The 17,441-nt window shown below is 34.4% G+C and carries 14 protein-coding genes; 4 read left to right on the forward strand and 10 right to left on the reverse strand.

The genetic code is table 11. The annotated features are described in order from the left end of the window. The first annotated feature begins 39 nt into the window (after window positions 1–39). Window positions 40–1,377 (forward strand): alpha-L-fucosidase, encoded by a 1,338-nt coding sequence (locus E0H99_RS14245; RefSeq protein ID WP_131996941.1) that lies wholly within the window; start codon window positions 40–42, stop codon window positions 1,375–1,377. Window positions 1,378–1,582: 205 nt separating this feature from the next. Continuing rightward, entirely contained in the window at window positions 1,583–3,265 is a 1,683-nt protein-coding gene (locus E0H99_RS14250; protein WP_131996944.1) for a beta-N-acetylhexosaminidase, read from the forward strand. A 470-nt stretch (window positions 3,266–3,735) separates the two neighbouring features. Here the strand turns inward: E0H99_RS14250 and E0H99_RS17650 are convergent, their stop codons facing one another. The 5 genes from E0H99_RS17650 to E0H99_RS14275 all read right to left on the reverse strand — a co-directional run bounded on the left by E0H99_RS17650 (window position 3,736) and on the right by E0H99_RS14275 (window position 11,261). Next, the gene (locus E0H99_RS17650) at window positions 3,736–3,921 is read right to left on the reverse strand and encodes an ATP-binding protein (protein WP_205728696.1); all 186 of its coding nucleotides are present in this window, start codon (window positions 3,919–3,921) and stop codon (window positions 3,736–3,738) included. A 925-nt stretch (window positions 3,922–4,846) separates the two neighbouring features. Next, entirely contained in the window at window positions 4,847–6,163 is a 1,317-nt protein-coding gene (locus E0H99_RS14260; RefSeq protein ID WP_131996947.1) for an ammonium transporter, read from the reverse strand. Window positions 6,164–6,497: 334 nt separating this feature from the next. Beyond that, entirely contained in the window at window positions 6,498–6,875 is a 378-nt protein-coding gene (locus E0H99_RS14265; protein WP_131996950.1) for a PH domain-containing protein, read from the reverse strand. Window positions 6,876–6,884: 9 nt separating this feature from the next. Beyond that, entirely contained in the window at window positions 6,885–8,189 is a 1,305-nt protein-coding gene (locus E0H99_RS14270; protein WP_131996953.1) for an amidohydrolase family protein, read from the reverse strand. 75 nt (window positions 8,190–8,264) lie between these two features. Continuing rightward, a complete protein-coding gene (locus E0H99_RS14275; RefSeq protein WP_131996956.1) occupies window positions 8,265–11,261 on the reverse strand; it encodes an amidohydrolase family protein in 2,997 nt (998 codons plus the stop codon). A 231-nt stretch (window positions 11,262–11,492) separates the two neighbouring features. Here E0H99_RS14275 and E0H99_RS14280 point away from each other — a divergent pair, with 231 nt between their 5' ends. Both E0H99_RS14280 and E0H99_RS14285 read left to right on the forward strand, forming a co-directional pair. Next, complete coding sequence (locus tag E0H99_RS14280; protein ID WP_131996959.1) at window positions 11,493–13,028, forward strand: YifB family Mg chelatase-like AAA ATPase; 1,536 nt, start codon at window positions 11,493–11,495, stop codon at window positions 13,026–13,028. A gap of 211 nt (window positions 13,029–13,239) precedes the next feature. Then, entirely contained in the window at window positions 13,240–13,938 is a 699-nt protein-coding gene (locus tag E0H99_RS14285) for a pseudouridine synthase (protein ID WP_131996962.1), read from the forward strand. Between the two features lie 245 nt (window positions 13,939–14,183). Here E0H99_RS14285 and E0H99_RS14290 read toward each other — a convergent pair whose 3' ends face one another. From E0H99_RS14290 to E0H99_RS14310, 5 genes are all read right to left on the reverse strand, one after another. After that, the gene (locus tag E0H99_RS14290; RefSeq protein ID WP_131996965.1) at window positions 14,184–14,750 is read right to left on the reverse strand and encodes a hypothetical protein; all 567 of its coding nucleotides are present in this window, start codon (window positions 14,748–14,750) and stop codon (window positions 14,184–14,186) included. Next, window positions 14,747–14,935: a hypothetical protein gene (locus tag E0H99_RS14295; protein WP_131996968.1), complete on the reverse strand. Its 189-nt coding sequence runs from the start codon at window positions 14,933–14,935 to the stop codon at window positions 14,747–14,749. Before E0H99_RS14295 ends, E0H99_RS14290 begins: the two co-directional genes overlap by 4 nt. Before the next feature lie 9 nt (window positions 14,936–14,944). Continuing rightward, the gene (locus tag E0H99_RS17575) at window positions 14,945–15,250 is read right to left on the reverse strand and encodes a TIGR04255 family protein (RefSeq protein ID WP_131996971.1); all 306 of its coding nucleotides are present in this window, start codon (window positions 15,248–15,250) and stop codon (window positions 14,945–14,947) included. Further along, entirely contained in the window at window positions 15,235–15,705 is a 471-nt protein-coding gene (locus E0H99_RS17580; protein WP_131996974.1) for a TIGR04255 family protein, read from the reverse strand. The genes E0H99_RS17575 and E0H99_RS17580 overlap by 16 nt, the downstream gene beginning before the upstream one ends. A 433-nt stretch (window positions 15,706–16,138) precedes the next feature. After that, window positions 16,139–17,428: a DEAD/DEAH box helicase gene (locus tag E0H99_RS14310; RefSeq protein ID WP_131996977.1), complete on the reverse strand. Its 1,290-nt coding sequence runs from the start codon at window positions 17,426–17,428 to the stop codon at window positions 16,139–16,141. Window positions 17,429–17,441 lie beyond the last annotated feature (13 nt).

The following is a 17,441-nucleotide window of genomic DNA, read 5'->3' on the forward strand; positions in this document are numbered from 1 at the left end:
AAATTGTAATGGTTTTCATTAATATTTTATTTTGTTAAAATGATAAAAAAAGTAATGTTGTTGGCTCTCTTTAGCGGAGCAGTTTTTTGCGGGAATGCTCAACCCAAAATTGATCCTACAACCATTAAGGATAAAATGCAATGGTTTGAAGATGCTAAGCTAGGAATCTTCATCCATGCCGGAATTTATTCGGTGGCCGATGTTTCGGAATCTTGGAGTTTTCATAACGGAAACATTTCAGTTGAAGATTATATGAAACAGCAAAAAAGTTTCACTTTAAGCAATTACGATCCAGCTGCTTGGGCAGAAATGATCAAAGAAAGCGGGGCCAGGTATGCGGTAATTACAACCAAACACCACGACGGTGTAGCGATGTACGACACCAAATTGGGAAAATTGAGTTCGGTAAAAACATGTCCTGCCAAAAAAGACATGATAAAACCTTTTTTTGAAGAACTGCGTAAAAGAGATGTGAAATGCGGAGCCTATTTTTCATTAATTGACTGGACACACAATGATTATCCTGATTTTTTGAAGAATAAAAAGCGTTATGATATCAAAAAAGAACCAGCTCGTTGGGAACGTTTCCAGAAATTCTTTCAGGGACAAGTCAAAGAAATCTCTGACTGGTACAATCCTGATTTGTGGTGGTTTGATGGCGATTGGGAGCACAGTGCTGATGAATGGCAGGCCGAAAAAACACGTAAAATGATGTTAGACAGAAACCCAAATACCATTATCAACGGTCGTTTGCAGGGGTATGGCGATTACGATACTCCAGAACAAAATTTTCCTGTGGTGCGTCCTGCATCCAAATGGTGGGAATTGTGTATGACCATGAATGAAAACTGGGGTTACCGTGTGAGTGACACCAACTGGAAGACACCTTATGAAATAATAACTATATTTGTGGATGCGGTTTCAAACGGAGGAAATTTATTATTAGACATTGGACCAAAACCAGACGGAACTTATCCAGAAACGGTTGTTTCTACATTGAAAGAATTAGGCGATTGGAACAGAAGAAACGGAGAAGGGATTTTCGGAACTATCCCTGGAATTCCACAAGGGCATTTCTACGGACCAACGACACTGTCGAAAGATTCAAAAACACTTTACTTATTTGTTCACGGAAAAACTTCTGGACAAGTAATGTTAAAAGGACTAGATAACAAAATTCAGGGTATTACTGTTTTGGGTTCAAAGGAGAAGTTGACTCATAAAGTAGTGGGTAAAATCTCTTGGAGTGCTGTTCCTGGATTGGTTTACATTGATTTGCCGGAAAATGCTATCGATAAATATGTGACTTGTATCAAAGTAACATTAGACGCACCAATCAAATTATACAGAGGTCACGGTGGCTTCTTAACAAATTAATAAAGAATATGGAAATGCCATCTTCATTTTCTGGGATGACATTTTTCATCAATTTAATTCAAGCGATTTAGTATTAAATCGGCGAATCATTAATGAAGATTTTATTGTTTTTTTTAGAAAAAAAATGGACTAGAATTAGACAATAGACTTGTTGAATTAAATATAAAAATGAATATATAAACAAATAATTAATAAAAATGTAAATATGATAAAGTCATTTTTCTTTTCACTTCTTTTATGTAGCACATTCTCATTTGCTCAGGAAGTAAAAATCATTCCTCAGCCAGCTGAAGTTATTGCAAACACGGGTAGTTTTGTTATTAGTCCTAAAACAAAATTGGTGGTTGCCAACAAAGGAGATAAAGCTACGGCAACTTTCTTCAATAAATATTTATTGGAGTATTATGGATTTGAATTAGAAGTAGTTCAAAAAGTCTCTAAAAACAGCATTGTATTGAAAAGTCTTCAAAATATTGACGGACTTAAAGGAGAAGGTTATAGTTTAAAATCGGACAACGATGGCGTATTGATTGAAGGAAATTCAAATCAAGGAACTTTTTACGGTATGCAAACACTAATTCAATTGCTTCCTGTACAGAAAAGCAACAGTCTAAAGATTGCTTCAGTAACGGTAAAAGACGGACCGCGTTTTGCTTATAGAGGCTCGATGTTGGATGTAAGCCGTCATTTTTTCCCGGTTTCATTCGTTAAAAAGTATATTGATTATCTAGCCTTGCATAAAATGAATTATTTCCATTGGCATCTAACCGAAGATCAGGGTTGGAGAATCGAAATAAAAAAATATCCTAGACTTACTGAAATAGGTTCTAAAAGAAACGGATCTATCGTAGGCAGGTACCCGGGTAAAGGAAGCGACAATACACCTGAAGAAGGGTTTTATACCCAGGAAGAAGTAAAAGATATTGTTAAATATGCTTCGGACCGTTTTATTACGGTAATTCCAGAAATTGAAATGCCGGGTCATAGTAGTGCAGCCATTGCAGCTTATCCGATGTTGAGTTGTTTTCCGAATGAAAAAACAGATATACCTGCGAATATGATTTCTGAAAAAAGCAAGCAGGAATTAGCAAATGGCAGAGTAAAACTGGTTCAGGAAACATGGGGTGTTTTTACCGATGTATACGCTCCAACGGAATATACTTTCAAATTTCTTGAAGATGTTCTAGATGAGGTCATGGCTTTATTTCCATCAAAGTATATTCATGTTGGTGGTGATGAATCTCCTAAAGATGCTTGGAAAAGAAGTGAATTTTGTCAGCAGTTAATAAAAGAAAAAGGCTTGAAAGATGAGCATGAACTTCAAAGTTATTTTATTCAACGTATGGAAAAATACATTAATAAAAACGGAAGAACATTAATAGGATGGGATGAAATTCTTGAAGGTGGTCTTGCGCCAAATGCCATAGTGATGAGTTGGAGAGGCGAAGCCGGCGGAATAGCTGCAGCTAAAGAAAACCATCAGGTAATTATGACTCCGGGGAGTCACGTTTATTTAGATCATACCCAGACTAAAAATGAAAAAGAAGTAACGATTGGTGGGTTTACTAATTTAGAAAAAATTTACAGCTATGAGCCAATTCCTAAAGAATTGAATGAGCAACAGGCTAAATATGTAATGGGTGCCCAAGGAAATGTTTGGACAGAATATATGCAAAATCCAGCTAAAGTAGAATATATGATATTTCCTCGTTTGAGTGCACTTAGTGAAGTATTATGGTCACCAAAGGAAAAGAAAAACTGGTCAGCCTTTCAAACTAAAATTGAAACTCAGAAAAAACGATACGAAATGTGGGGAGCTAATTATTTTAAAGAAAATAATGCGTCAGATTTGGTGCTGCCAAAAAATGGAAATAAAATAAAAATGTAAATCACATATTTGAACTAATTATTAAAGCAGAATGCTCTTCAATTTTATATTGCAAGGGCATTTTTTTTGATAATGTTATTTTTTAACTGGTAACAGTTCAAAATTTGATTCTCAAAAAAATAATTTTTAACCAATTATCAAAGGTTCGACCTCTTCAATTTTTAGGCTCATGTTATTGACAGAATTCCCCGATTGAAACGAACTCATTTTGGAGCTTATTATGCAAATTGCAGTGATATTGACCACCCAATTCCAATTTAAAGGGCACCTGATTCCAATTCAAAATGAGCACCTAATTCCGGAGTAAAATGACCACTCCATTTTTCATTAAAAACTACTTTTTTTCATGTGTTAATTAGTATTCAAATATACTTAAATATTGGACTTTGTTTATCCCTCTTTTTTTTCTCATAGATTCTTCATGTAATTAGAGTCGATGGGATTGATGTATGAGTCTTTCCAAAATGGCATCAGCTATGGTTTTTTTTAATGATATTGTACCAACCTTGGACTGGGATTTGTGATGTTACCATTATAGAACCGTTATTATGCCTGTCTTCAGTGAGCTCTAAAAGAGTAATTCGGTTACTGTTATCTAACGCTTGCAGTCCAAAATCGTCCAATATAATGGCATTTTCCCTTTTTATTTTGGCCAATTCTCATAGGTAAGAACCATCTGCTTTGGCCATTTTTAATTTAGCAAACAGCTTAGAAGTATTAAAATAACTTATTTTACAACCTGTATGCAGGCTTGATAACCTAATACTGTACCTAAATAACTTCTGCCTACACCGGTACTTCCAGTTATTAAAATGCATTCATTTTCTCTACAAATTCACATTCTGCCAGATGCAGTTTGGTGTTTCAATTCAGATTACGGGTTTGGTCAAAATTGATACTTTCAATATTTGATTTGTAAAGGAATCGGGCATTGGTGATACTGCGGGCAATACGCTGATTGTGCCTTTCATCCCATTCGGCATCAATAAGCATCAATACAAACTGATCGAGTGTGTAATGGTCTGTTTTTCTGCTTTCAATGGCGGTTTTAAAAGATTATGCATGCCATAAAGTTTCATCTGTTTCATTTTTGTTGCTGTGGATTCATTGATGATTACTGTGTTTTAATTTAATTATAATAGTGTTTTCCTCTGATATTACCGTGAATAGGGAGTTCTTGCTCGGGTTCATGTTCAAAGTCAATATGATCTAAGTTGTTTTCTAAAATATTTTGTATCGTCTTAAAGTTGTGAATTTTAAAATCCAGTGCCCGTTTACAGGTATTTATTAATCGATCTTTCCCTACCTTTTTTTCGAAGTTTAGTATTCCTAAACAACTTTTATAAGCCTGTTCAGGATGGTTTCTGCTTTTGATTATTTGCAGGATATTTTCTCCAACGGATTCATCAACACTACTGGCCCTATCAATGAAGCGAGCAGCACTCCACTGGGCTACAAATTGTTTTTTTGCATTTTAGTTTTTCTGAAAAAATTTGCAATGTTTCTTGGATTTTAAGCACAAAAAAAAACACTCTGAAATTTAATCTCAGAGTGTTTTTAATTTATTGCATAAAAGTCGGTTTATAGAAACTCACCGTGTTGAGAAATATCTAAACCTAATTCTTCTTTTTCGTCACTTACTCTTAGTGGAGTTATTTTGTTTACAATAAAGAAAAGGAAATAAGATGCTGAAAATGCAAATACTGAAACGATTACTAAAGCGGTTAATTGGTTTAAAAATAATGTAGCATCGCCAAAAATAAGTCCTTGATTATCTCCTACTACTGAATTAACAGATTTAGAAGCAAAAACACCAGTTAATAGCATACCAACCATACCACCAACACCGTGACAAGCGAATACGTCTAAAGCATCATCAATTTTACCTTTAGGGAATTTGCTAACCACTAGATTGCTAACAATACTGGCAAATATACCGATAAACATGGCGTGAGGAATAGTTACGAAACCTGCTGCAGGCGTAATAGCTACTAAACCTACAACGGTACCTATACAAGCTCCCATTGCAGAAAGTTTGTGTCCAAGAATTTTATCAAGAAATACCCAAGCCATTCCGGCAGCTGCAGCAGCTACTGTTGTTGTTCCTAATGCTTGTACAGCTAGACCATTAGACCCTAATGCAGAACCTGCGTTGAAACCAAACCATCCAAACCATAATAAACCAGTGCCTAACAGTACATAAGTAATACGTGCAGGATTAACTTTTTGTGTTTTTCTTTTTCCTAAGAAAATGGCTCCAGCTAGTGCAGCCCATCCCGCGCTCATGTGAACTACTGTTCCTCCAGCGAAATCTAATACTCCCATTTTAAAGAATACACCATCTGGATGCCAAGTCATGTGTGCTAAGGGCGTGTAAACAAGTAGTATGAATAATACCATAAATAATAGGTAAGCCCAGAAACGAATTCTTTCTGCAAAAGCTCCAGTTATTAAGGCAGGTGTAATGATTGCAAATTTTGCTTGGAATAAAGCAAATAACATAAAAGGTATTGTTGGAGCAAGACTCCAAGCTGTATTGGTACCAACACCTTGAAAAAATAAATTAGGTAACGGATTACCAATTATTCCTCCTATTGAAGGACCAAATGATAAACCAAAGGCGATAACGATCCATAAAACGGTAACAATTATCATAGCCATAAAACTTTGAAGCATAGTACTGATAACATTCTTTTTTCCTACCATTCCCCCGTAGAAGAAACCCAACCCAGGAGTCATTATTAATACAAGTGCAGTTGCAACGATCATCCAAGCGGTATCGCCAGTATCAAATTTTACAGCTTCTGTTGGAGCAGGGCTGTCAAGTATGAAATAATTTGAAAAAAGGGTTAATACCAAAATAGTGATTAATAGCACACTTAAAATAATTTTTCGCATTGTTTTTTAGTTTTAAATTTTGATAAAAATAGAAAAACCACCAGTATGCCCCTTTAAAAAAATGGTTTAATATTTTATTTTTGTCATTTTTATAATATGACCCCTATTTTTTTACGGGTATGTTGTAATTTAAAGTTAAAATTTACAATTTGTTAAAGTAAGGTTAAGAGAAATTATCGTTTTAGGAGATTATATGGTAATTATTCTAAGAATTAATAGGACCATATCCTAACGGTTCTATATTTTGAACTAAAAGTAGAATAGCGTTAAAAAAAATGCACCTATTGAAATTAATACAATAGGTGCAATTATTTAAATTTAAGGAATCGATGATTTATTTCAAAGTATGCTGACTCAAAATTTTATATACTTCATTGATGTTGTTGCCTCCTTTTCCAAATTGTTTCACAATTGGATTATTGTCGTGATTCAGCCAAATTTTTAATTCAGCATCCATATCCAATATTCCGGCACTTTCTTTAGAGAATTTTTTGATGCTCGAATAGGGAATTGACATATAATCGACTTTGGTTCCAACCAATTGTTTTTCAACTAAAATCAGTCTTTTATTGGTGAAAATAAACATGTCACGGATGAGTTTGTACGCTTTCTCAATTATTTCCCCTTCTATTAAGATTGGCTCAAATTCATTCGAAACATTTTCAATGTTAACTTCGGATGCATTGCCTAAGATGGCGTTAAATAGTCCCATTATATTAATTTATTTTTGATTGTATTTTGTTTTATATCTGTCGTTCAGCTTGGTTTGATGGGTATCCAGACTAATCATCCTGCCTTGAATAAAAGCATTGGTCAATTTGTTTGTTCTCATATCCAAAGCATCGCCTTCGGAAATGAATAGTGTAGCATCTTTTCCCTGTTCTAAGGTACCACATTGAGCATCAATTCCTAATATTTTAGCAGTATTTGATGTTATTAATTTCAAAGCTTGTTCTTTATCCAGTCCATAAGCAGCACATGTTCCTGCTAAAAATGGTAAATTTCGGGTATTCATTCTTTCATGTGCACCACTATTTTCTAAACCCACCAGAACACCTTTATTCGTTAATAATTTGGCTGATTTATAAGGTAGATCAATATCATGATCGTCATTTTCTGGCATATCATGAACGCGTCTAAGCAATACGCCAACATTATTTTTTTGTAATAATTCAGCTGTTTTATAGGCTTCGTATCCACCAACAATCACCATTTTCTTAACTCCATTTTCTTTTGCAAACTGTACTGCATCAATAATTTGTTTTTCTTCATTGGCATGAATAAATAAGGTTTGATTTCCATCGAATAATCCTTTTGTAGATTCCAAAGTCAAATTTCTCTCTTTTGAACTATCCCCTAAATACGCTTTGGCATTGGATAAAAAAGAAGATAACTCTAAAACTTGTCTAGCATAATCCTTATTGGCTTCAATGCTTCCTGGTTCAAACCAAGAACCACTTCTTCTAAAACTAGAAGGAAAATCTAAATGAATTCCATCATTTTCTTTTATAAGAGCATCTTTCCAGTTCCACGCATCTAGCTGAACAATTGAGGAAGTTCCTGAAATTCTTCCACCACGCGGTGTGATTTGAGCCATTAGAATTCCGTTCGGTCTTACTGTTTCTATTACTTTTGAATCAGCAGTGTATGCTATAATACTTCTTACATGTGGGTTCATGTTTCCAATCTCATCCTCATCATCAGAAGATTTCACAGCATCAATTTCAACTAAACCCAGTGTTGAATTAGGAGCAATAAATCCCGGATAAACATGTTTCCCTGCGGCGTTAATAGTAATATCGTATGCGCCATCAGTAAGTCGAATCACTCTGGCATCTGCTACCAAAGTAATTTTTCCGTCAACGAATCCTATAGCACTGTTCTCGATTACTTCGCCATTTCCTAAATGTGCCGTAGCATTAAGAATTAGAACCGATTTTGATTGCTTAGGAGTAGGTGTTTGTTGTGCTTTTGTAAGTATTGATAAACTAAATACCAATAGCAATATATATGTTTTTTTACTCATTATATTTATATTTTTTTATTTGGAATTGCTTTGCCTTTTTGTAAAAGCGCTTGCAGTGAATTTTAGATTTTATTTTTAATGTTCTAAAGTATCACAGTGGTATTCTTTCTTCTCTGCTTTTTTAGGCTCTTGAGTAATCATTCCTTTATTCTTTTCTTGTAATAATTGACCGATTAACTCATTGCGCTCTTTAGCAATAGCTACTCTTTGTTCTTCATCCTTTTGAACATCGTAATAGACTACGCCTTCGATTAACGTTTTTTCAGCTTTGGCATAAATAGATAACGGATTGGCGTTCCACAATACAATATCGGCATCTTTTCCCACTTTTATACTTCCTACTTTGTCATCGATATGCAATAACTTTGCAGGATTTAAAGTAACAAATTTCCAAGCATCTTCCTCTGAAATATTACCGTATTTCACTGCTTTGGCAGCTTCTTGATTCAATCTTCTTGACATTTCAGCATCATCAGAGTTGTAGGCTACTACAATTCCGGCATTATGCATTATTGGTCCATTGAAAGGGATGGCATCATTTACTTCAAATTTATAAGCCCACCAATCTGAGAAAGTTGATGCTCCAACACCGTGTTCTTTCATTTTATCGGCAACTTTGTATCCTTCAAGAATATGGGTATACGTATTGACTCTAAAATCAAATTTTTCGGCTACATTCATCAACATCAAAATTTCAGATTGCACATACGAGTGACAAGAAATGAAACGTTCTTTATTTAATATTTCAGCTAATGTTTGTAGTTCTAAATCCACTCTTGGCGCTTTCCCTTTTTCTTTTTTACCAGTTGCGTTGTAATTTTTCCATGCGGCATCATATTCTTTAGCACGTTGGAAATAATCCGTAAAAACCTGTTCCACACCCATTCTGGTTTGAGGAAAACGAGTAGGATTAGTGATTCCCCAGTTTGCTTGTTTTACATTTTCTCCCAAGGCAAATTTGATAAATCCAGGTTGGTCTTTGTAAAGCATTTCATCTGCTGAAGCGCCCCATTTCCATTTTACAATCGCTGAACGACCACCAATTGGATTTGCAGATCCATGTAGTAATTGAGAAGTGGTAACTCCACCGGCTAAGTCCCTGTATATATTAATGTCTTCTGAATTCACTACATCTTGAATGGTTACTTCGGCGCTGGAATTGTGCCCGCCTTCATTTACACCATTAGAAATTGCAATGTGAGAGTGCTCATCAATAATTCCGCTGGTTAAATGTTTGCCTTTGGCATCAACAATTGTTGCCGAAGCGTCAGAAATGTTTTTTCCAATAGATGCAATTTTTCCGTTTTTAACCAACACGTCAGTTTCTACTAAAATACCGTCTTTTTCGTTTGTCCAAACAGTAGCGTTTTTAAACAATAATGTTTGTGTAGTTGGTTTTTTCAAATTACCATAAGCAACATTTGGAAATGTTGTAGGCATAATCACATTGTTCTTTTCCAATTTCAAGGAGTCAATTGGTTTTATAAAAGGAGCTGTTCTTACAGCAGACCATTTTACCTCATTTCCATTGAATAAAATTGCTTTTCCTGAAAGTAATTGGATGTCATCGATATATCCAATTAACCTGGAGAAAGTCGTTTTTGTTGAATCCATAGATTTCATTACAGTTGAAATCCAATTATTCGAAACCGTAAGTTTTGAACTAACTTTTTTGGAATCAATTGTCGTAATTGTCGATTTTGGAGCAGTAATATCGCCACTAATTTTCCATTTGTATTGTTGATTAGCTACACTTAAATCGTAATCACCGCGAATGTCTTTAATTGTTATATCAGTTATAACAAATTTGTTCCCCTGAACCCAGTTCTCGTAAAGGATTGTTTTCTCATCAAAAATGGCACCGGATGTAATAACAAAATTGGCTAAACTTCCTGTTTTCAAACTTCCTATTTCATTGCTTTTTCCTAAAATAGCAGCGGGAATAGTTGTCAAAGCTTCTAATGCTTTCGTTTTATCAAATCCGTATTTAATGGCTCTTAATAGATTCGGTCTAAAATCTTCCAGCTTCTTTAACTTATCAGTAGTCAAAGCGAAAACAATTCCATTATCGGATAGAACTTTAAGATTGGTTGGTGCTTGATTCCAAAAACGCAAATCTTTCAATTCCATTTGATTGGCTTGGTTGGGGTCAGAAACATCATAAGCTTCCGGGAAATTGATTGGAATAATAAATTTCGAATTTGTTTTTTTGATTTCTTCAATTCGTTCAAATTCATTTCCATTTCCTTTCAATATATAATTTAAGCCAAATTCTTTTCCTATTTTGGCCGCTCTTAAACTATTCAATTTGTCTTCAGAAGCAAATATTTGAACTAATTTTTCATTATTGGATAATGCTTCCAAGGATAAATCTTTGGTTGTGGCATTTCCTTTTTTGTACCAATCTAAATCTAAATACATTTGACGAAGTAATGCCATCATTCCCATCAATGAACTTGGATAGGCTTGATTTGTAGTTACACTTTTAGTAAATGCAAAATGATTGGTTATTTTATCAGATAATAATTGGTTGCTTTTATCAAAATTATTTAAAGCAATCAGCGTTCCTGATCCGCGAGCAATTCCGTCTTGGACATGAGTTCCCACGATTCCAAATCCTGCTTTTAATAATTCTTCGGCTTTAGTTTGGTCGTATTTAAAGCTTTCATATCCATTTACTTCTGAACGAATACTTTCATTCCAGTAAAGCCCTGATTTTTTGGTATCATATAAAGGATTCCTTTCAGTACTGGAAATTCCTTTTGGTTTTTCGATTCCAAAACTGGTGTACATATCAATAAATGAAGGATAAATTGATTTTCCGTCTAAGTTGATTGTCATGCAATTTTTAGGAATGGCGATGTTATTTCCCGCGCTGATAACTTTTCCGTTTTGTATTAATAAAGTACCTTTTTCAATAATTTGTGTTGGTGTAACATAAATTTTTGCATTGGTAAAAGCGGTAAAGTTGGTGTTTTTGTTTTGAACACTTTCATTATTGGGAAAGTATTCTTGTGCATAGGTTTTTGGTAATAAAACACTGAAATAGAGTAGAAGTAAGATTTTTTTCATAGTATAGTTTCTAATTATTCTCTAAAAGTAAAAAAAGGAATATGTTAAGTAGTATTTTTTTTGATTTTAACATTTGTTTTTTGCAGAATTTAAAAAATAGTGGGAATCTATTCATATTATTCTAATTATTTTGACATAAATCAGTACTATTCTCTATCGTTTTTAAATTTTGTAGGATTAATTACAGTAATTAAAAATGTTTTCTCTAATTTTAGAATCAAATAAGTAAACATGCTAGTTAAAGTTTTTGGAAGCGCTGTTTTTGGAGTGGAAGCCACAACAATTACCGTAGAGGTAAATATTGATAAAGGGATTGGTTATCATTTAGTTGGCTTGCCTGATAACGCTATCAAAGAAAGTAGTTACCGGATTGCGGCTGCACTCAAAAATAATGGTTATGCCATGCCGGGGAAAAAAATTACCATCAATATGGCTCCTGCTGATTTACGTAAAGAAGGTTCTGCCTATGACTTGACTTTAACTATAGGAATTTTGGTAGCTTCTGGGCAAATAAAAGCCGAGGAAATTGATAAATACATCATCATGGGAGAACTTTCCCTAGATGGCAGTCTTCAACCGATACGTGGTGCTTTGCCTATTGCTATTAAAGCCAAAGAAGAAGGTTTTAAAGGCTTTTTTCTTCCAAAGCAAAATGTAAAAGAAGCAGCTATTGTGGCCGGATTGGATGTATATGGAATCGAAAATGTACAGGAAGTGATTGATTTCCTAGAAGGAAAAGGAACGCTGGAACCAACAACAATTGACACCAGAGCCGAATTTTATAAAACATTAGACTTTCCTGAATTCGATTTTTCGGATGTGAAAGGGCAAGAAAGTATCAAGCGTTGCATGGAAATTGCCGCTGCCGGAGGACATAATATTATCCTAATTGGCCCGCCGGGTGCAGGGAAAACAATGTTAGCGAAACGATTACCCAGTATTCTCCCGCCCATGACGTTGCGGGAAGCCTTAGAAACAACCAAAATTCATAGTGTAGCTGGAAAACTGAAGGAAGTAGGTTTGATGAATCAACGCCCTTTTCGCAGTCCGCATCATACCATTTCAAATGTAGCGCTTGTCGGCGGAGGAAGTTATCCACAACCGGGAGAAATATCGATGGCGCACAACGGAGTTTTATTTCTGGATGAATTACCAGAATTTAAACGAGATGTTTTGGAAGTGATGCGTCAACCATTAGAAGATCGGGAAGTAACGATTTCGAGAGCCAAGTTTACGGTTACTTATCCGTCCTCGTTTATGCTGGTGGCGAGTATGAACCCAAGTCCGAGTGGTTTCTTCAACGATCCCGATTCTCCACAAACTTCTTCGCCTCACGAAATGCAACGGTATTTGAGTAAGATTTCGGGACCATTGTTAGATAGAATCGATATTCATATTGAAGTGACACCGGTTCCTTTCGAAAAATTATCTGATGACAGGAAAGCCGAAAGCAGCGTCGATATTCGCAAAAGAGTTACTGCTGCGCGAGAAATCCAAACCGAACGCTTTGAGCAAATGGAAAACATCCATTATAATGCACAAATGAATACTAAACATATTAGAGAACATTGTGCACTTGATGATGTTTCAAAACAATTACTAAAAACCGCAATGGAACGACTGAATCTTTCGGCTCGAGCCTACGATCGTATTTTGAAAGTAGCACGCACAATCGCTGATCTTGATGCCGCTCCAAAGGTTGTTTCTGGACATATCGCTGAAGCGATTCAATATAGAAGTTTGGATCGTGATGGTTGGTTGGGTTGAGATTTCAGATTTTTGATTAACGATTTTTGATTGCAGATATTTAACCTCTGCAAAATTAATGCGATTGCTAGCGCGAGCGTCCCGCTCGTGCCTATTACAAATTTATAGTGATTTACTTTTGTTACTGTTCACGAGCGGGGAAAAAATAAAAGTATAGAAATAAATAAGTCAAAAAAGAGATTTCGATAGAAATCTCTTTTATTTTTGCCAAATGTTAGAAATTCTGTACCAAGACGAATATATTATTGCCATTAATAAACCAAGTGGCTTATTAGTTCACAAATCATTTTATGCGCGCGATGCAAAAGTTTTTGCTATTCAAGAATTGAGAAATCAAATAGGAGGGCAACACGTTTATCCTATTCATCGGTTAGATCGCAAGACATCAGGTGTCTTGTTATTTGCGTTGGATGCAGCCGTTTTAAAAATTATGAATGATCGTTTTGCCACACGCGAAGTCGAAAAAAAATATTTAGCAATTTTACGTGGTTGGTCAGCCGAAGAACTAACGATTGATTATGATTTAACCAATGATGATGGCATTACACAAAATGCAATAACCTACTTTCATCGATTGCAAAGTACCGAAATTGAGTTAGAATTTAACAATCAACCAACGTCACGATATTGTTTGGTAGAAGCGATTCCTGAAACTGGACGTATGCATCAATTACGAAAACATTTCAAACATATTTTTCATCCCATTTTAGGAAGTCGTCCACATGGTTGTAACAAACAAAATAAATTATGGTTGGAGCATTTTGAACTGAAAGGAATGATGCTTCATGCACATCAGTTAATTTTTAATCATCCAATAACAAATGAACAACTTATCTTGAATGCAAAGATTAATGAAGAGTTTAGCAGAGTAGGTACTATTCTTAAGCTAGATTTGGATAAGTATAAATAGAATAATAATTTGTAAAGTATTGCTTTAAATTATTGTTGTATTTTGAAACAACAGTTTTCAGTATAAAGAGGAGCAGAGTTGAGATTTCAGATTTTTGATCAATTCTTGAGACATTTACGAAAAAAGTCGGGAGACTTTTATATCGTTTGTGATTTTTAAGAATATTTAAATTAAAAGCTCAAAGTTGGAGACTTTGCGTAGCGGGGCTGAATGCAATTCTGTGCTATCGGTTTATGCATTCGTCTCTATACGTTCGGTAAACCAATTCGTGACAAAAATGATGCAAATCTGTGTGATATATTTTCTCTAAACAATTCACTTACTTTACAGACAAAATTTTGTTTTTTACTATTGAATAATACATTGTGATTTACTGTAAAATAATGCTTAAAATCAATTACTGAATTTGTAATTTGAATGTCTTCTGGAAAGCCCAAATAGTGAAACCTTGGATTATTGTTTTGTTTCAATATCTTATTATCAGAGCTCGATTCTTTTCGACTGATTATTTGCATTTTTAAATTTATGTCCTCCAAATGTGTTCCATCATAAACGTGTTCAATATTGTATAATGGAGCAACAATTACGGAAATTAAATGCTTATCTTGATTAGTTGCATTTTCATTAACTTTGTTATTGTATTCTTGTTCTAAATCGCAATCTTGTGTTAATACATATACATAAGGGAAAACAATTTTAGAAATTTCAATTTGTCCATTTTTTTCAATTGCATATTCGATGAATTCAACGTTAGCAATTATATCACCTTGGCAAATACGTTTTTCGTCAATTTCCTTATCTATTTTAATCATTTTATAATTGTAGCTTTTATTATAATCCTTTTAGGTTTAGTGATTGTATAGTTCTCTGTTTCAATTGAAAAAATTGTTTCTTCGTTATTTATATTTGATTTATCAATAAAATTTATTGAGTTTTCTTTAGTACTTTCAGTTGAATATTCATCTGAAAACATTGAGTTGTTTTCATTGTCTTCCATATTTATTTTTTAATTTAAGCCAAATTTCTCACGTAATTTTTCAGTTATAGAAAACTCAAATTGTTTTTGAATTTCAGAATGTTGTTTCATAATATAGGTGTCTATTTCGTGATGCTTTAAAATACCAGTAAAAGAAGCATCAAAATCCAAAATAAAACTTTTCTTTTTTATAACTGCTGGATAATCAGGATTATTCATCCCATATTGAAATTTTAACATAATTTCATCATTTTTTATTTCCAAATTATGAAATGCTCTTATAATATTTTTTTGATTTTGAGTAACACGAAAAATAGAGGTTAAATCTGGATTAATGTATTCATTTCATCCCATTCAAAAGGACTTTCTCCATCAATATTTATTTCATTTATATAACGCAAACCAATTCTTCTTGAAAGTAAACCAGTGTAATGACTAAAAAAAACATTAATAATTTCAGATAACACTTGTTTAATTTTCTCGAAAGAAATGTAATTATTAATTAAGATAGCGAAGCTATCTTCTTTAATAATCAATGTTGCATTTCTTTCTTCTGTATGAAAATGCCATTCTTTAACATTTATATTTTTTTCAGAAACATCTGTGTTGGAAATTTGCAATGTGCGAGCAACAACATCTTTAGGTTCTGCAATTGGGAATGAATTTTTTATAACATCCGTTATAGCAACTGGAAGTGATTCATTTAGTTCAGTAACCTTTGCTAAAAAATCAATTCTAAATATTACTTTCTTGATAGGTGTGTTTTTATAGCAAATTTTATCTAAATCCATTATTTGTATTTTTATAATTCTTTAATTTTAGTAAATTTATCAAACTATTTTAAGTGAGCTAATCTCTTAACAAAAAATTGTAAAATAAATGTTGTTATTTACACTTTTTGAAGGTGACTCACAACTCGTATGTATAACAAAATCATATCAAACCCCCAATTTTGGGTAGATATATATGACAACAGCCATACTATATTATCTCAAATATATTCTTTTTTTCTCACAAGTTAGCTGGCTATTGTAGATTTGTGAGATGAATTTACTAAATAGTATTATGAAAGCAAAAACGCTCTAAATAGCCCCGATAGAAACGAAAAACCTTGTGAGGGCTGGCGTTTAGCCCTCACAAGGATTGTAGTGTATAGCGGGAAATACGTTCTTAAAAAACGAAATCATTCTGCTCCTAAAAAAAGAAAATGTATTTTCTTAGTTGTTATCTATTGGAACGTCTGTCATTATTTTGACTCGGACGTCTTGGACCAAAACTGTTGTTGCTGCTACGGTTTGTAGTATCGATTTTTGGTTTCTTAGGAGTTGAATTGCGTTGTTGCCTTCCTTGTCCTTGTTTGATTGGTTCCGTTGACGCGTTAGGATCTGGCTCAAAACCTTTGATGTTTTCTTTCGGCAATTTCAAGCCAACTAATTTTTCTATATCGCGTAAAAAGACAGTTTCGTCTGGACTAAACAACGAAATGGCTTCTCCACTTGCTCCAGCTCTTCCGGTTCTACCAATACGGTGGACGTAATCTTCAGGAATATTAGGCAATTCAAAATTAACCACATGCGGTAACAACGGGATGTCCAAACCTCGAGCGGCAATATCAGTGGCGACCAAAGCCGTTAAGCTTCCGTCTTTGAAACCCGCTAAGGCTTTAGTTCGTGCGCCTTGCCCTTTATTTCCGTGAATAGCTGCTGCTTTGATTCCGGCACTAATCATGCTTTCCGTCAGTTTATTGGCGCCTTGTTTGGTACGGGTAAAAACCAAAATCTGCTTCCAGTTTCCTTCCGTAATCAGTTTAATGATCAGTTCTGTTTTTTTCTCTTTGGCAACAGGATATATTTTTTGAATAATAGCATCCACGGTTGTGTTTTCTGGGGTCGCTTCAACATGAACGGGATGGTGCAAAATGCCCATGGCCAATTTTTTGATGTCTGTTGAAAAGGTTGCCGAAAACATCAAGTTTTGCCTTTTTGAAGGTAATACTTTTATAATGCGCTCAATGTCTCGTACGAAACCCATGTCTAGCATACGATCAGCCTCATCTAAAACTAGGATTTCAACTTTTGCAAGCGATATTAAACCTTGATTTTGCAAATCGATTAATCGACCTGGAGTGGCAACTAAAATATCAACTCCTTGACGCAATTGCGTCACTTGTGGATTTTGGTTTACACCTCCAAAAATAACGGTGCTGCGTAAGTCTAAGAACTCACTGTATTCTTTTATATTGGCAAGTATTTGTGCTGCTAATTCTCTTGTTGGGGTCAATATTAAGGCACGAATAGGTCTTTGTCGCAATTGTTGACCTTGTGATAATATTTGTAAAATAGGCAATGTAAAACCGGCTGTTTTTCCTGTTCCTGTTTGCGCAGATGCTAATACATCTTTACCTTCTAAAATGGGTGGAATTGCTTTCTGTTGTATTGGAGAAGGTGTTGAATATCCTTTTTTGCTGATGGCTTTTAGTAAAGCATCAGATAAGCCTAATGAGTTGAATGACATAAATAGCGTTTAT

It is taken from the genome of Flavobacterium sp. GT3P67 (assembly GCF_004349155.1).
In the GTDB taxonomy this organism is placed as follows: domain Bacteria; phylum Bacteroidota; class Bacteroidia; order Flavobacteriales; family Flavobacteriaceae; genus Flavobacterium; species Flavobacterium ranwuense.

Coding starts and splice junctions, on each gene's coding strand:
- E0H99_RS14245 (WP_131996941.1), top strand. CDS start 40: ATGATAAAAAAAGTAATGTTGTTGGCTCTCTTTAGCGGAGCAGTTTTT.
- E0H99_RS14250 (WP_131996944.1), top strand. CDS start 1,583: ATGATAAAGTCATTTTTCTTTTCACTTCTTTTATGTAGCACATTCTCA.
- E0H99_RS14260 (WP_131996947.1), bottom strand. CDS start 6,163: ATGCGAAAAATTATTTTAAGTGTGCTATTAATCACTATTTTGGTATTA.
- E0H99_RS14265 (WP_131996950.1), bottom strand. CDS start 6,875: ATGGGACTATTTAACGCCATCTTAGGCAATGCATCCGAAGTTAACATT.
- E0H99_RS14270 (WP_131996953.1), bottom strand. CDS start 8,189: ATGAGTAAAAAAACATATATATTGCTATTGGTATTTAGTTTATCAATA.
- E0H99_RS14275 (WP_131996956.1), bottom strand. CDS start 11,261: ATGAAAAAAATCTTACTTCTACTCTATTTCAGTGTTTTATTACCAAAA.
- E0H99_RS14280 (WP_131996959.1), top strand. CDS start 11,493: ATGCTAGTTAAAGTTTTTGGAAGCGCTGTTTTTGGAGTGGAAGCCACA.
- E0H99_RS14285 (WP_131996962.1), top strand. CDS start 13,240: ATGTTAGAAATTCTGTACCAAGACGAATATATTATTGCCATTAATAAA.
- E0H99_RS14290 (WP_131996965.1), bottom strand. CDS start 14,750: ATGATTAAAATAGATAAGGAAATTGACGAAAAACGTATTTGCCAAGGT.
- E0H99_RS14295 (WP_131996968.1), bottom strand. CDS start 14,935: ATGGAAGACAATGAAAACAACTCAATGTTTTCAGATGAATATTCAACT.
- E0H99_RS17580 (WP_131996974.1), bottom strand. CDS start 15,705: ATGGATTTAGATAAAATTTGCTATAAAAACACACCTATCAAGAAAGTA.
- E0H99_RS14310 (WP_131996977.1), bottom strand. CDS start 17,428: ATGTCATTCAACTCATTAGGCTTATCTGATGCTTTACTAAAAGCCATC.